Below are 15473 nucleotides of genomic sequence, written 5' to 3' on the forward strand. Positions count from 1 at the left end.
GCAGCAGCAAACGACGGCGGGCCCCACCATTTGGTGGGGCCCGCCGTCGTAGTTGACTCGGTAAGAGTCCTTGCGGACGTTAGTGCGCGTGGTCTCCGCGGCTGTATTCGTAGACCCAGCCGACCAAACCGACGAGGGCAAGACCGGCCGCGATGTAGACGATCCAGAATCCTACGGCCAGGCCGAGGAATCCTGCGGCGCAGGCCAGGCCGAGGACCAGCGGCCACCAGCTCCAGGGGCTGAAGTGGCCCTGCTCGCCGGCGCCCTCGTGGATCTCCGCGTCGCTGCGGTCCTCGGGACGCATCCCGACGCGCTTCGCGGTGAACGCGAGGTACGCGCCGACCATGAGGGAGAGGCCGCCGAGCAGCAGGACGCCCAGGATGCCGACCCACTCAGTCCAGCCGGTCAGGAATCCGTAGATCACTGAGACGGGGAAGAAGAAGAAGGCTCCGAATCCAAAAAGCCTTGATTCGATTTTCACTGGGCTTGATCCTTCTGGTCGGCGTTACCCAGCACGGCTGCTGCCGGGGCAGGAAAGTCGGCGGTGTATGACTGGGAGAGTTCGGGGTGGTGCAGGTCCAAGGCCGGACGCTCCGACCGGATCCGCGGCAACGACGTGAAGTTGTGCCGCGGCGGCGGGCAGGAGGTTGCCCATTCGAGGGAGGCGCCGAAGCCCCACGGGTCATCAACCGTGACGCGTTCGTTGCTGCGCCAGGTGATGTAGACGTTCCAGAAGAACGGGATCAGCGAGGCGCCCAGCAGGAAGGAGGCGTAGGTGGAGAACTGGTTCATCCAGGTGAAGTTGTCCTGCGGCATGTAGTCCGCGTAGCGGCGGGGCATTCCCTCGACGCCCAGCCAGTGCTGGATGAGGAAGGTGCCGTGGAAGCCGAGGAACAGCATCCAGAAGTGGATCTTGCCGAGGCGTTCGTTGAGCATCTTGCCGGTCCACTTCGGCCACCAGAAGTAGAAGCCGGCGAACATCGCGAACACGACGGTGCCGAAGACGACGTAGTGGAAGTGGGCCACCACGAAGTAGGAGTCGGAGACATGGAAGTCCAGCGGCGGGGAGGCCAGGATGATGCCGGTCAGGCCGCCGAAGAGGAACGTCGCCAGGAAGCCGATGCTCCACAGCATGGGGGTTTCGAAGGTGATGGAACCCCGCCACATGGTGCCGATCCAGTTGAAGAACTTCACACCGGTGGGCACGGCGATGAGCATTGTCATGAAGGAGAAGAACGGCAGGAGGACCGAGCCGGTGACGTACATGTGGTGGGCCCACACGGTCACGGACAGCGCGGCGATGGAGATCGTAGCGTAGACAAGGCCCTTGTAGCCGAAGATCGGCTTGCGGCTGAAGACCGGGAAGATCTCCGAGACGATGCCGAAGAACGGCAGGGCGATGATGTAGACCTCGGGGTGTCCGAAGAACCAGAACAGGTGCTGCCAGAGGACGGCGCCGCCGTTCTCCGGGTCGAAGATGTGGGCTCCGAAGCGGCGGTCCGCGCCGAGCGCGAAGAGGGCTGCAGCCAGCGGCGGGAAGGCCATCAGGACCAGGATCGACGTGACCAGGATGTTCCAGGTGAAGATCGGCATCCGCCACATGGTCATGCCGGGGGCACGCATGCAGATGATCGTGGTGATGAAGTTGACCGCGCCGAGGATGGTACCGAAGCCGGTGAGCGCCAGGCCGAAGACCCAAAGGTCACCGCCGACGCCCGGGCTGAACGTCGTGTTGGACAGCGGCGCGTATGCGAACCAGCCAAACGATGCCGCACCCTGCGGGGTGATGAAGCCGGACACGGCGATGGTGGAGCCGAAGAGGAAGAACCAGAAGGCCAGCGCGTTCAGCCGCGGGAAGGCGACGTCGGGGGCGCCGATCTGCAGCGGCATCATGACGTTCGCGAAGCCGGCGAACAACGGGGTCGCAAACATCAGCAGCATCACGGTGCCGTGCATCGTGAAGAGCTGGTTGTACTGCTCTTTGGTCTGCAGGATCTGCATGCCGGGTTCGAACAGTTCGGCGCGGATCAGCAGCGCCATGACTCCGCCGAAGCAGAAGAACACGAACGACGCGATCAGGTACATGTACCCGATGGTCTTGTGGTCGGTGGTGGTGATCCAGTTGACGACGATGCGTCCCTTGGACTTCGGTACTACGGGAGCCTCAAGGATCCCGGTGGGCTGGGAATAGGTAGTTGCCACGTCGCTCCCCTTACTTGGTTTCGGTCGGGGCCGGGTTGCGGTCGTACTCTTCGCCGAGCAGGCCGGTGTTGCCGTCCTGGCGAAGCTTTTCCAGGTGCGCCTGGAACTCGGCGTCGGAAACGACCTTCACGCGGAACAGCATTTCGGAGTGGTATTCGCCGCAGAGTTCGGCGCACTTGCCGTCGTAGGTCCCCTCCTTGGTGGGGGTGAACCTGATGTAGTTGGTCTTTCCGGGGATCATGTCGCGCTTCTGCAGGAAGGCGGGGACCCAGAAGGAGTGGATGACGTCGCGGGCGTTCAGCTCGACATCAACCGATTTGTTGACCGGGAGGTACAGGGTGGGCAGCTTTTCCTTGTCCACTGCCTCGCCGGTGAGATGCGCCTGGACGCCGGCTTCGTGGACATCCTCGCGGATCACGTTGCCCTTTATGTAGTTGAAGTCCCAGGCCCACTGCTTGCCGCGGACGTCAACGACGACGTCGGCGGGCACGGAGCGGTTGTCGATCGCCTGCTGGTCACGGTCGGTGAAGTAGAAGAACACCAGGACCATAAACAGCGGGATCGTCAGGTAGAAGACCTCCAGGGGCAGGTTGAAGCTGTTCTGGCGGGGAAACCCTACGGTGCCCTTGCGGCGCCGGTAGGCGACGATGCACCAGATCATCAGGCCCCAGGTAATAACACCCACGGCCAGCGCGGCAATCCATGAGTTGACCCAGAGGTCCATGATGCGGTCAGTGTGGTTGGTGGTGCCACGCTCAGTGGGCAACCACCCTTTCTGTACCTCTGGTGAACATCCAGTCAAAGCCAACGCGCCGGCGAGTGCCAAGCCAGTGATCGTAGTGATCTGTTTGCGTCGGCTGCCGGTTCGGTTCTGCGAACTCACAGACGGCCCTTCCTACTTGTTGCTGTCGCCCCGGGCCGGAAAATGGCGTTCAGGGCACACTAAAAGTTTTACTACTCGGTGTAGAGCTTACCGCTCCCCGCGAGTTTTCGCCCACATGTCCACGCCGTGCGTCGGGACCTTTTTGCCGGTCCCGATCGTTAGGGGTTCTGCGGCACTAAGGCCGGGCAGTTTGCCCGGCCTTAGTGGAAGGAATCACCGCAGGCGCAGGAGCCGCCGGCGTTGGGGTTATCGATGGTGAAGCCCTGCTTGGAGATGGTGTCCTCGAAGTCGATGCTGGCACCGCTGAGGTACGGGACGCTCATCTTGTCGACGACAACTTCGACGCCGTCGTAGTCCCGGACAGCGTCTCCGTCGAGGAGCCGCTCATCGAAGTAGAGCTGGTAGATAAGGCCGGAGCAACCGCCAGGCTGCACGGCCACCCGGAGTCGCAGATCGGTGCGGCCTTCCTGCTCGAGCAGGCTGCGGACCTTGCCGGCCGCGACGTCGGTCAGTTTGACCTCGTGCGTGGCCAGTTCCTCGCCCGCCGTGGCGGTGGTGTCGGCGCTGTTTTCATTGGTTGTAGTGCTCATGGCCTACCTTCTGACGACGGTGGTGGCGGCGCCGCTTCCGCGGCACCCGCCCCTACTTGTACGGTACGGGCTATAGCTACATGCTACGTCGATCAGCCCTGTAGCTCTAACTCCTGACGTAACCGTCCGGGCCGGCTGGATGTTCCCTGGGAACCAGCCCCGGCCGGTCGCTTCAGGCGAGCCCGTCCTCATTCAGCCGGGCCAGCATCAGCGCCTCGGCCACGATGGCGTTGCGGAAGTCCCCGAGGTGGAGTGATTCGTTGGCGCTGTGCGCCCGCGAATCGGGATCCTCGACCCCCGTGACCAGGATCTGCACGTCCGGGTACAGCTCGGTCAGGTCGGAGATGAAGGGAATCGAGCCGCCGATGCCTGTCTCCACGGCCGGGACGCCCCACGCTTCGCCGAGCGCCCACATGGCGATGCCGGCGGCCCGGGAGGAGGTGTCCGTGAGGAAGGCGCTGCCGCTCTCCCCCGGCGTGAAGACCACGCGGGCGCCGAACGGCGCGTTGGCTTCCAGATGCCAGCGGACCGCGTCCATGGCCTCCGCCGGGTCCTGGCCCGGGGCAAGCCGCAGGCTGAACTTCGCCCGCGCCCGGGGCAGGAGGGTGTTGGAGGCGACGTCCACGGCCGGGGCATCGAAGCCGATGATGGACAGCGCCGGTTTCGTCCACAGCCGGGAGGCGATCGTTCCCGTGCCGGCGAGCCGGACGCCGTCGAGGACCGAAGCGTCGGCGCGGTATTCCGCTTCGGAGAGGTCAACGGAGACGTCGTCGCGGCTGACCAGGCCGGCGATCGCAACGTTGCCCTGATCGTCGTGCAGGGTGGCGATGAGCCGGGAAAGCAGGGTCGGCGCGTCCAGCACGGGGCCGCCGAACATGCCGGAATGGACGGCGTGGTCGAGGACCTGGACCTCGATGGTGCCGTCGACCAGGCCGCGGAGGCTTGTGGTCAGCGCGGGGATGCCGACCTTCCAGTTGCTGGAGTCGGCGACGACGATCACGTCGGCGCGCAGCAGTTCCCGGTGGGTTTCGAGGAAGGTGCGGAACGTCGGGGAGCCCGCTTCCTCCTCGCCTTCGAAGAAGAAGGTCACGCCGAGGCCAAGGTCGTCCCCCAGCACCTGGGTCACGGCCGCGTAGGCAGCGATGTGGGCCAGGATGCCGGCCTTGTCGTCCGCCGCGCCGCGTCCGTAGAGACGCCCGTCGCGTTCGACGGCGGTGAACGGTTCCGTCTCCCAGAGGGCCAGGTCGCCGGTGGGCTGCACGTCGTGGTGCGCGTACAGCAGGATTGTCGGTTTGCCCGCGGCGGCGGGGCGGCGTGCGACGACGGCGGGTCCGCCGGGCGTCCCGTCTGCCTTATCGCAGCGCAGGATCCGCACGTCCTCGAAGCCGCTGGCCCGGACCAGTTGCGCGACGGCGTCGGCGCTGGCGTTCAGCGGGGCGGGGTCGAAACTCGGCCAGGCGATGCCCGGAATGGCGACGAGGTCCTTCAACCGGGCGATCGTGGTGTCGAAGGATGCGGTGACGGCCTGGCGGAGGGCCTCGGTGTCGACGTTTCCGACACGGGCTGATGCGGTTTGCGGGTTCCCCGCGGGTAATGGAGTCATGGCCAGAACACTACCCGTGTCGCGGATCACCTCAAACAGGGCCGCGGGGCGTTCCCCGCAGTGTGGGCGGGGTCTCGCGCACACCGCCGCGGGGTATTCTGTAGGGGTGTTCGGACGTAAAAAAGAAGCGCCAACGGCGCAGGACAGAGTTGACCAGCAGGCGGCCGGGGCAGTAGCCCGGGACTCCACCACCGGCAAGGGCGCGCCCACGCCCAAGCGCAGCGCACAGGTGGCCGCCCGCAAGCGGCCGCTCGTGCCGGAGGACCGCAAGGCCTCCAAGGCCGCTGAGCGCGCAGCCGTCCAGGAGCAGCGGCTCAAGATGCGGCAGGCCATGGACACCGGCGACGAAAAGTTCCTGCCGCTGCGTGACAAGGGCCCGCAGAAGCGCTTCGCCCGGGACTACGTGGACGCCCGCTTCAGCCTCGGCGAGTACCTGATGTTCGGCGCCCTGATCTTCGTGATCGTTTCGCTCATCGTCCCGGCCTCCAGCGAACAGATGATCTACGTCCTGGGCGGGTTCTGGGTGATGTTCCTGGCCGTGTTCGTCGACGTGTTCATCCTGTCCCGGAAGCTCAAGAAGCGCCTGGAGCAGAAGTTCGGCGACGTGGAGCGCGGGACCGTCTGGTACGGCTCCATGCGCTCGCTGCAGTTTCGCCGCCTCCGCATGCCCAAGCCCCTCGTCAAGCGCGGCGAATTCCCCGCCTGACCCCACTGGACAAGAAGCCCCCGGCAGACTCGCTGCCGGGGGCTTTGTCGTCCCGGTACGCTAGCGGTCGGTCCGGGGGTTCCGGAGCCCGCGGGGCCGCTGCCGGGCTCAGCGCCGGGACGGGTGCTTCGCCAGCAGCCGGTTGATGCGGGCAGCCCAAAACGGACCTTCGTAAAGGAACGCGGTGTAGCCCTGCACGAGGGTGGCGCCGGCGTCGAGCCGCTGCTGGACGTCCTGCGCCGTCTCGACGCCGCCCACCGACACCAGGGTCAGCCTGCCGCCGGTTGCGGCTTTGAGCCGGGCCAGCACTTCCAGCGACCGCCGCTTCAGGGGCGCGCCGGACAGGCCGCCCGCGCCGCAGGCGGCAACGGTGTCCGGGCCGGAGGAGAGCCCGGTGCGGGCGATCGTGGTGTTGGTGGCGATGATTCCGTCGAGTTTCAGGTCCAGGGCCAGGCGCGCGACGTCGTCGATGTCCTCATCACTGAGGTCCGGGGCGATCTTGACCAGCAGCGGAACGTGGCGCCCGGAAGCCTTGTCCGCCTCCTCCCCCACAGCCGTGAGCAGCGGGCGCAGGGTTTCCACATCCTGCAGCAGCCGCAGGCCGGGGGTGTTCGGGGAGCTGACGTTGACCACGAGGTAGTCGGCCGCGGGGGCCAGGCTGCGGGCGCTGATGAGGTAGTCCGCCACCGCGTCCTCAAGGTCCACGGCCTTGCTCTTGCCGATGTTGACCCCGATCACCGGGCGGACACCCGGGTGGCGGCGCTGCAGGGCCGCCCGGGCGGACTTCAGCCGGGGCGCCACGGCGGCGGCCCCGTCATTGTTGAAGCCCATCCGGTTGATCACGGCCCGGTCCTGGACCAGGCGGAAGAGCCGCGGGGCGGGGTTGCCGGGCTGGGCCTGGCCGGTGATGGTGCCGACCTCCACGTGGCCGAAGCCAAGCTCGGCCAGGGCCTCGATGCCGTGGCCCTCCTTGTCGAAGCCGGCCGCCAGGCCGAACGGCGAGGGGAACGTCAGGCCAAACGCCTGGGTCTGCAGTGACGCCGCGGGTGCAGTGATTTGCTGCAGCACCCGTCCGGCGCCGCAGGAGTGGACGAGCCGGATGGCTTTGAAACCGATTTTGTGGGCGCGTTCGGCGTCCATCCATGAAAAGGCCAGCCGGAAGAAAGTCGGATATACGCGCATTGCTCTAGTTTTGCGGTTCCGGCGGTCCAGACCAAACCGGCACGTCCCCGGGGGCTAGCATGAAGCCATGGAATGGGTACCGGACATCCTCGGGGATGACTTCGAAGCCTGCACCTTCCCGGCGGCCGGCCCGGACGGCGTCGAACGCACCGCGACCCTGATCCGGCACTGCGGCGGCACCGACGAGGGGGCAGCCGGCGTTCGCCGGCCCCGGGCCGTGTTGTTCCTGCATGGCTGGAGCGACTACTTCTTCAACGAGGAGCTCGCGGAATTCTGGACCGGCCAGGGTTTCAGTTTTTTCGCCCTTGACATGCACAACCACGGGCGGAGCCTCCACGCCGGCACGCACGGCGGCTACGTAGCGGACCTGGACGACTACGACGCCGAGATCACCGCGGCGATCGGGATCATCGCCGCGCTGCAACCCGAAGCGGAACCCGCGCCATCCGTGGCGCTGATGGGGCATTCCACCGGCGGGCTGATCGCCGCGCTGTGGGCCCACCGGCACCCGGGGGTGGTCGCGCAACTGATCCTGGACAGCCCCTGGCTGGAAATGCACGGCAGTCCTGCCGTGCGCCGTGCGGCCCGGACCATGGTGGAACCGCTCGCACGGTTCCGGCCCGAAGCCATCATCCGTCTGCCGGAACGTTCGTTCTACTGGCGGAGCATCAGCAGCGCCGCGGAGGGCGAATGGACGCTCGATGACAACTACCGCCCGCCCCGGGCGTTTCCCGTCCGGGCCGGCTGGCTCAGCGCTGTCCTCTCCGGCCAGGCGCAGGTCGCCCGGGGGCTGAAAATCGACGTCCCCATCCTGGTGCTGATCTCCGGGGCCAGCGCCAACGGAATGTTCTGGAACGAATCCATGCGGCGGACCGACGCGGTGCTGGACGTCAACACCATCGCGCTGCGCGCCCTCAGCCTGGGCCGCACGGTCACGCTGGAACGGATCGACGGAGCCCTGCATGACGTGTTCCTGTCCGCCCCGCGGGTCCGGGGCGACGCGTACGCCCGGCTGGCCCGCTGGCTCCGCGCGTATGTGCTTGACGACGACGGCTCCGCTTAATAGTTCCCGTGGTGCCGCCGCGGGTCAGGCCGGGCCGGCGGGGGCCGCGTCAACCGCTCCGCCGTACCGGCGGTCCCGCTGGGCATAAACCTCCACGGCGTCCCACAAGGTGCGCCGGTCCACATCGGGCCAGAGCGTGTCCATAAAGACAAACTCGGCATAGGCCGACTGCCAGAGCATGAAGTTGGAGAGCCGCTGCTCGCCGGAGCTGCGCAGGAACAGGTCGACATCCGGCAGGTCCGGCTCGTCCAGGTATTTCTGGATCGTCTTCTCGGTAATGGCGCCCGGCTTGAGCCTCCCGGCCGCCACCTCTTCCGCGATCGCGGAGACCGCGTCGGCTATTTCGGCGCGCCCCCCGTAGTTAACACACATGTTCAACGTGCAGGTGCTGTTGCCCCGGGTGAAGTCCTCGGCCTCCTCCAGTTCCCGGATCACCGAGCCCCACAGCCGCGGCCGCCGGCCGGACCAGCGGATCCGGACGCCCCACTCATCCAGCTGGTTGCGCTGCCGGCGCAGCACGTCCTTGTTGAATCCCATCAGGAAGCGGACCTCCTCGGGCGAGCGGCGCCAGTTTTCCGTGGAGAAGGCATAGACACTGACATACTCGATGCCGAGCTCAATCGCGCCGGCCATCACGTCCAGCAGGGCGGGCTCCCCCGCCTTGTGGCCTTCGATCCGCGGCAGTCCGCGCTGGTTGGCCCAGCGCCCGTTGCCGTCCATCACGATCGCGACGTGCCGCGGAATGAACTCCGCCGGGATGGCCGGCGGGACGGCCCCGGAGGGGTGCGGATACGGGCCCACGACGGGGGTGCTCCGCTGCCGGACCGGATTTTTCTTTTTGCCCAACGCCACAGTTTTACCCAACGCCACAGTTACGTTCGCTCCACATGTTTGAGGGATTTCAGGACACGCTCCAGATGCCACTGCAGGTAGCTGGCCACCAGGCCGGCGGCCTCGCGCCGGTGCACGGGGACGGACGCGTCCGCCGTCGTCCAGTCTCCGGTCAGCAGTGCGCCGAGCAGCCGGACAGTTTCCGCGGCGGGGGCCGGTGACCCCGGCGGCCGGCAGTCGGCGCAGACCATGCCGCCGAGCGGTGCCGAAAACGCGGTGTGCGGCCCGCGGGCCCCGCAGCGGGCACAGTCGGTAAAGCTCGGCGCCCAGCCGCCGGTGGCGAGGGCGCGGAGCAGGTAGGAATCGAGGATGAGTTCGGGGGTATGGTCGCCGCGGCTCAGCGAGGCCAGGGCGCCGACAAGGAGGTTGTATTGCGCGGTGCCCGCTTCACCGTCGACGTCGGTGAGCTTCTCCGCCGTCTCGGTCATGGCGGCGGCCACGGTGTAGCGGCCGTAGTCCGCGGCGATGTTGCCGCCGTAGGCCCCCTTGGCGACGGCCTGCGTGACAATGTCCAGGGTGCGGCCCGAAATCAGCTGCAGGTCCGCAACCATAAAGGGTTCCAGCCGGGCGCCGAAGCGGCTGCTGGTGCGCCGGACGCCCTTGGCCACGGCGCGGACCTGGCCATGGTGTTTGGTCAGGATCGTGATGATGCGGTCCGCCTCCCCCAGCTTGTGGGTTCGCAGCACGACGCCGTCATCACGGTACGCGCGGGAAGCAAAGGAGGAGGGTTGGGCCACGGTTAATCTTCGCACTGTCCTAGCAGGAAACGCTGCCATTGGGGAAACGCCGCATTTCAGGAATGCTGCGCCGCCGGATGATCCGGCGGCGCAGTGCCTGGCAGCTTAGGCGCGGGCGTCCCGGATGGCCCGGTTCACGGCGGAGATGACGGCCTTGAGTGAGGACGTGCTCGTGTTGGCGTCGATCCCGACGCCCCAGAGCACGCGTTCCCCGACGGCGCATTCGACGTAGGCCGCGGCAAGGGCGCTGCCGCCCTCGGACAGGGCATGCTCGCTGTAGTCCAGCACCCGGACGTCGACGCCGTCTTCGCGGAGGACGCTCAGCAGCGCCGCGATCGGACCGTTGCCGGTGCCGGTGCGGTGGACCACGGTGCCGTCGACCTTGAGCGCCGCGTGCAGCGTCATGGAGCCGTCCTCGTCCGTCTCGGTGCTGAACGGGCCGAGGGCGTAGCGGCCCCACTGCGCATCAGCGGTGCCGGAGGGCAGGTATTCATCCTGGAAGGCCTGCCAGAGCTGGGCGCCGCTGACTTCGCCGCCCATGGTGTCGGTCTGCCGCTGGATGACCCCGGAGAACTCGATCTGGGCGCGGCGCGGCAGGTCCAGGTTGTGTTCGTTCTTCAGCAGGTAGGCGACGCCGCCCTTGCCCGACTGGGAGTTGACCCGGATCACGGCCTCGTAGCTGCGGCCGAGGTCCTTCGGGTCGACCGGCAGGTAGGGGACCTGCCACGGGTAGTCGGCAACGTCCTTGCCGGCGGCGGCTGCGTCCTTCTCGAGGGCTTCCAGGCCCTTCTTGATCGCGTCCTGGTGCGAGCCGGAGAAAGCGGTGAAAACGAGGTCCCCGCCGTAGGGCGCGCGCTCGGCGACGGGCAGCTGGTTGCAGTACTCCACGGTGCGGCGGACCTCGTCGATGTCGGAGAAATCAATCATCGGGTCGACGCCCTGGACGAACATGTTCAGGCCCAGCGTCACCAGGTCCACGTTGCCGGTCCGTTCGCCGTTGCCGAACAGGCAGCCTTCGATCCGGTCCGCGCCGGCCAGGTAGCCCAGTTCCGCGGCCGCGACGCCGGTGCCACGGTCATTGTGCGGGTGCAGGGACAGGATGATGCCCTCACGCGGGTGCAGGTTGCGGCTCATCCACTCGATGGAGTCGGCATACACATTGGGGGTGGCCATTTCCACCGTGGCCGGCAGGTTGATGATGACCTGGCTGTCGGCGGAGGCCTCGAACACGTCGGCGATGGCGTTGCAGACCCGGACGGCGTACTCCAGCTCGGTTCCGGTGAAGGATTCCGGCGAGTACTCGTAGGTGATGTGGGTGTCCTGGAGGGTCTCTTCGTATTTTTTGCACAACCGCGCACCCTGCAGGGCGATGTCCAGGATGCCGTCCTCGTCCTGGTTGAAGACGACCCGGCGCTGCAGGACCGACGTCGAGTTGTACAGGTGCACGATGGCCTGCCGCGCGCCGACCAGGGACTCATAGGTCCGCTCGATCAGGTGCTCGCGCGCCTGGGTCAGGACCTGGATGGTGACATCGTCCGGGATGTGGTTGCCCTCGATCAGCTGCCGGACGAAGTCGAAGTCCGTCTGCGAGGCGGAGGGGAACCCGACTTCGATTTCCTTGTAGCCCATCCGGACCAGCAGCTGGAACATCTTCAGCTTGCGGGCCGGGCTCATCGGGTCGATCAGGGCCTGGTTGCCGTCGCGCAGGTCCACGGCGCACCAGCGCGGGGCCTTGGTGATGACTTTGTCCGGCCAGGTGCGGTCCGGCAGTTCAACCGTGATCAGGTCCTGGAACGGGACGTAGCGGTGGACGGGCATTCCTGAGGTCTTTTGTGCGTTTCGCATTACAATCGGGGCCTTTTCTGTGGTTCCTGGTGAAAGGGTGGCCGGGCAACACAAACTCCGCAGCGAGGATGGGCCTTGCGCTAGATCGCGTCTGAGGCCTCGCTGCGGCAGCTAAGAAGAAGCAGTTCTGCGCGCACCATTTCACAGTAACACGGTGCGTAAGATGAAGGAGCCATACGTTGCGTAACGTCCATCATGCAGACCGGCACCCCGTAACACGGCCGCGCCGGGCTGCTTCCCAAAGGAGTATCTGTGCCACTTTCGGGGATCGCCCTGTCCAACATCGACTCCACTGTCCGCCCGCAGGATGACCTGTACCAGCATGTCAACGGCACCTGGCTCAAAAGCACCGAGATACCGGACGACCGTCCCCTGGAGGGGACGTTCACGGCCCTGCGGGACGGCTCGGAACTCGCGGTCAAGGAGATCATCGAGGACGCGGCCGCCCGCGGCGCGCAGTCCACCGGGATCGAACAGAAAATCGGGGACCTCTACAACAGCTTCATGGACGAGGCCGCCGTGGAGGCCAAGGGACTGGACCCGATCAGGCAGCGGCTCGACGAGGTGTTCGCCACGGACTCGGTGGCCGAACTCGTCGCCCTGTCCGGGCGCCTGTTCCGCGCGGACGTGGGCGGGCTCTTCTACATCTATCCCGCCCCTGACGCCGGAAACCCGGACCGGATCCTGCTCTACACCGGCCAGGCCGGGCTGGGCCTGCCGGATGAGTCGTACTACCGCGAGGAGAGGTTCGCGCCGGTGGTCCAGGCCTACATGGATCACGTGAAGACGGTCTTCAGCCTCGCCGGTGTCGCCGCGCCGGCGGAAGCGGCCGGCCGCGTCGTGCGGCTGGAGACGGTCCTGGCCTCACACCACTGGGACAAAGTCACACTGCGCGACCCGCAAAAGACCTACAACCTGAAATCCGCCGATGAGGCGACGCAGCTCTTCCCGCTCCTGACGACCTGGTTCGACGCCGCCGGGGTTGCACCGGAGAAGCGGGCCGAACTGATCGTCAGCACCCCGGACTTCTTCACCGGGGCCGCTGCACTGCTGGACTCGGAGCCGCTGCCGGTCTGGCAGGAATGGCTCGCCCTGCGCGTCGTCAGTGCGGCCGCACCGTACTTGTCCGCCGCGGTTGTGGACGCCAACTTCGCCTTCTACGGCACCACCCTCAGCGGCACGCCGCGCAACAAGGACCGCTGGAAGCGCGGGGTCGCCGTCGTCGAGGCGGCCCTCGGCGAGGCGGTCGGCCAGATCTACGTGGCACGGCACTTCCCGGAAACCCACAAGGCCCGGATGGAGTCCCTGGTCGAAAACCTGATCGAGGCCTACCGCGAATCCATCACCGGGCTTTCCTGGATGGGCGAGGACACGAAACACGAGGCGCTCAAGAAGCTGGATTCCTTCCGGGCCAAGATCGGCTACCCGGACAAGTGGATCGACTATTCCGCGGTGCAGATCGACCCGACGGACCTGCTGGGCAACGTGGAGCGCGCGCACAGCGCCGACATCGACCGGCACCTGGACGAAGTGGGCAAGCCGGTGGACCGGGAGAAGTGGCTGATGACGTCGCAGACGGTGAATGCGTACTACCACCCGCTGCTGAACGAGATCGTGTTCCCCGCGGCCATCCTGCAGCCGCCGTTCTTCACCGCCGACGCCGACGATGCCGTTAACTACGGGGGCATTGGCGCCGTCATTGGCCACGAGATCGGCCACGGCTTCGACGACCAGGGCTCCCAGTACGACGGCAGCGGCCTGCTGCGCAACTGGTGGACGGAGGAGGACCGGACCGCCTTCGAGGCACTGACGTCCAAGCTGGTGGCCCAGTTCGATGCCCTCTCCCCCACCGCTGCGCCGGGGCACAACGTCAACGGCAAACTGACCCTGGGCGAAAACATCGGCGACCTTGGCGGCCTGACCATTGCGTACAAGGCCTACCTGATCAGCCTGGACGGCCAGGAGCAGCCGGTGTTGGACGGCCTGACCGGGGTGCAGCGCTTCTTTGCATCCTGGGCTGCCGGCTGGCGTCAGGTCATGCGGAATGAGGAAGCCATCCGCAGGCTGGCCACGGATCCGCACTCGCCCAACGAGTTCCGCACCAACCAGATCGCCGCGAACCTCGACGCCTTCCACGAGGCTTTCGGCACTGCGGAGCAGGACGGGATGTGGATGCCCGCGGACGAGCGCGTCAGCATCTGGTAGACGCCGCCGACGCCGACATACGGGCAACGGAAGAGGGCCGGCCGCGGGAACTTGTCCCGCAACCGGCCCTTTTCCGTGCGGGCGGCGCTACCGGACGATGAGCGCCGGGTTGGCCTGCTGGCAGACAACGTCCCCGGCAGTCTGGTTGACGATGTCCGAGGGCAGCTGCACCGGGACGTCCCCGCCCGGGGTGCCGCCCACCAGGTCGCTGCCCAGATAGACCTGGACACCGGCAACGCCGGCGGCCGGCCGCACTTGCGTCGCCGGGATCCCCAGCAGCGCGGCAACGTCGGCGGCCACATCGGCGTAGCCCGCCCCGTAGTAGACCGCGGTCGTCGCTACGGGCGCGGCGGCCAGCTGGCCGAGTTGGGTGAACCCGCCGGCGGTGAGGGCCTGGATGATCTCCTGGGTCCGCGCCGGAACCCCGGAACCATTCGCCACCGTGACCTGCTGCAGCGCCTTGTCGTAGCCGGCGGCCGTCTCACTGGGCGTCGGTTCTGCACTGGGGCTGGCACTGGCGTCCGGGGACGCCGACGGGCTGGGGGACGCCGTCGGGTCCGTCAGGTCGATGTCCTTCCGCATCGCCGCGAAGAGCTGCGAGGCTGCGGGCTCGGCCACCTGCAGCCGGTTCGGGTCGATGTCCGCCGGGACCGTCGGTACCGCGACGAAGGCGACCTTTCCGACGTCGATGTTCTTCAGCCGGTTCCCGACCGTCAGCAGCGTCGGGATGGAAGCGAGGCCCTCGTCGATTGTCAGGTTCCTGGTGACGACGTCGGCGATCTCCAGCATTTTCGCGGGGTTGGACATCGTGCCGTCATCCTTCATCTTCCGCGTCAGGGCGGACAGGAAGCCCTGCTGTGCCTTGATCCGGCCGAGGTCGCCGCCGTCGGCGAAGGCGTGCCGGGTGCGCAGGAAGGCCAGCGCCTGCTCGCCCTGGACCGTGGAGGTTCCCTTGGGGAGCCGCAGCTTCGAATCCGGGTCATACACGGCGTCGCTGATGCAGACCTCAACACCGCCCACGGTGTTTGACAGTTCCTTCACGGCATTGAAGTCGGCCATCATGAAGTGGTCGATCTCCAGACCCGTAAGTTTGTTGACGGTGTCCACGGCGCAGCCGACCCCGGCTTCGGACATCGCCGCGTTGATCATCACGTTCGTTTGCGCCGGAAATTCCTGTTTGGATTTCTGGTCGGTGCATTTCGGCGTGTCCACCAGCAGGTCGCGGGGAAAACTCACCACGCTGACGCGCTTGTTGTCGGCCGAAATGTCCAGCAGCATCATGACGTCTGAGTGCCCGAAGCCGGTGGCGTCGTCGGACGTGCCGTATTGCGAGTTCTTGCCGTCGCGGGTATCCGAGCCGAGGACCAGGATCTGCATCCGGTCCCGCGATTCGTCCACCGTACCTTCGGCCTTTTCGCTGCCGGCACCCAGGGCCGCCTTGTTGAGATTGCCCTGCAGGCGGATGACCCAGTACCCGCCAAAGGCCAGTACTCCTACCAGCAGGACGGAAACAACGGCCGTCCCGATCTTCAGCCAGCCGGGCATGCGGCGGACAATGCCCAGGTG

General features: G+C 66.8%; 13 protein-coding genes. 3 read left to right on the forward strand and 10 right to left on the reverse strand.

From position 1 onward, the window contains the following. Nucleotides 1-79: 79 nt before the first annotated feature. The 5 genes from J2X01_RS00615 to J2X01_RS00635 form a co-directional block, all read right to left on the reverse strand. Complete coding sequence (locus J2X01_RS00615) at nucleotides 80-481, reverse strand: cytochrome c oxidase subunit 4 (RefSeq protein WP_310049539.1); 402 nt, start codon at nucleotides 479-481, stop codon at nucleotides 80-82. After that, nucleotides 478-2202 carry an aa3-type cytochrome oxidase subunit I gene (gene ctaD / locus J2X01_RS00620; RefSeq protein WP_310049544.1) on the reverse strand — a complete coding sequence of 575 codons (1725 nt, stop codon included), beginning with the start codon at nucleotides 2200-2202 and terminating at the stop codon, nucleotides 478-480. The genes J2X01_RS00615 and ctaD overlap by 4 nt, the downstream gene beginning before the upstream one ends. A 10-nt stretch (nucleotides 2203-2212) precedes the next feature. Continuing rightward, nucleotides 2213-3085, reverse strand: a complete 873-nt coding sequence (ctaC, locus tag J2X01_RS00625; RefSeq protein WP_310049548.1) for an aa3-type cytochrome oxidase subunit II — start codon at nucleotides 3083-3085, stop codon at nucleotides 2213-2215. Between the two features lie 200 nt (nucleotides 3086-3285). Further along, entirely contained in the window at nucleotides 3286-3675 is a 390-nt protein-coding gene (locus tag J2X01_RS00630; protein WP_024368088.1) for a HesB/IscA family protein, read from the reverse strand. Nucleotides 3676-3847: 172 nt separating this feature from the next. Continuing rightward, a complete protein-coding gene (locus J2X01_RS00635) occupies nucleotides 3848-5278 on the reverse strand; it encodes a dipeptidase (RefSeq protein ID WP_310049552.1) in 1431 nt (476 codons plus the stop codon). 106 nt (nucleotides 5279-5384) lie between these two features. Between J2X01_RS00635 and J2X01_RS00640 the strand changes: the two genes are divergently transcribed. Next, entirely contained in the window at nucleotides 5385-5984 is a 600-nt protein-coding gene (locus J2X01_RS00640) for a DUF3043 domain-containing protein (protein ID WP_310049553.1), read from the forward strand. 108 nt (nucleotides 5985-6092) lie between these two features. On the opposite strand, the gene J2X01_RS00645 is transcribed toward J2X01_RS00640, so the two are convergent. Next, the gene (locus J2X01_RS00645; RefSeq protein ID WP_310049556.1) at nucleotides 6093-7166 is read right to left on the reverse strand and encodes a quinone-dependent dihydroorotate dehydrogenase; all 1074 of its coding nucleotides are present in this window, start codon (nucleotides 7164-7166) and stop codon (nucleotides 6093-6095) included. Nucleotides 7167-7233: 67 nt separating this feature from the next. Here J2X01_RS00645 and J2X01_RS00650 point away from each other — a divergent pair, with 67 nt between their 5' ends. Next, entirely contained in the window at nucleotides 7234-8229 is a 996-nt protein-coding gene (locus J2X01_RS00650) for an alpha/beta hydrolase (RefSeq protein ID WP_310049559.1), read from the forward strand. A 24-nt stretch (nucleotides 8230-8253) separates the two neighbouring features. On the opposite strand, the gene J2X01_RS00655 is transcribed toward J2X01_RS00650, so the two are convergent. The 3 genes from J2X01_RS00655 to leuA form a co-directional block, all read right to left on the reverse strand. Beyond that, nucleotides 8254-9081 carry an isoprenyl transferase gene (locus J2X01_RS00655; RefSeq protein WP_310049561.1) on the reverse strand — a complete coding sequence of 276 codons (828 nt, stop codon included), beginning with the start codon at nucleotides 9079-9081 and terminating at the stop codon, nucleotides 8254-8256. A 20-nt stretch (nucleotides 9082-9101) separates the two neighbouring features. Next, nucleotides 9102-9896: a DNA repair protein RecO gene (recO, locus tag J2X01_RS00660; RefSeq protein WP_374724900.1), complete on the reverse strand. Its 795-nt coding sequence runs from the start codon at nucleotides 9894-9896 to the stop codon at nucleotides 9102-9104. A gap of 66 nt (nucleotides 9897-9962) precedes the next feature. Beyond that, on the reverse strand, nucleotides 9963-11702 hold the full coding sequence (gene leuA / locus J2X01_RS00665) for a 2-isopropylmalate synthase (protein WP_310049566.1): 1740 nt from the start codon (nucleotides 11700-11702) through the stop codon (nucleotides 9963-9965). Between the two features lie 252 nt (nucleotides 11703-11954). Between leuA and J2X01_RS00670 the strand changes: the two genes are divergently transcribed. Beyond that, complete coding sequence (locus J2X01_RS00670) at nucleotides 11955-13907, forward strand: M13 family metallopeptidase (protein ID WP_310049567.1); 1953 nt, start codon at nucleotides 11955-11957, stop codon at nucleotides 13905-13907. 87 nt (nucleotides 13908-13994) lie between these two features. Here the strand turns inward: J2X01_RS00670 and J2X01_RS00675 are convergent, their stop codons facing one another. Further along, on the reverse strand, nucleotides 13995-15452 hold the full coding sequence (locus J2X01_RS00675; protein WP_310049569.1) for an LCP family protein: 1458 nt from the start codon (nucleotides 15450-15452) through the stop codon (nucleotides 13995-13997). Between the last annotated feature and the right edge of the window lie 21 nt (nucleotides 15453-15473).

The sequence above is a fragment of the Arthrobacter ginsengisoli genome (genome assembly GCF_031456935.1).
GTDB lineage: Bacteria > Actinomycetota > Actinomycetes > Actinomycetales > Micrococcaceae > Arthrobacter > Arthrobacter ginsengisoli.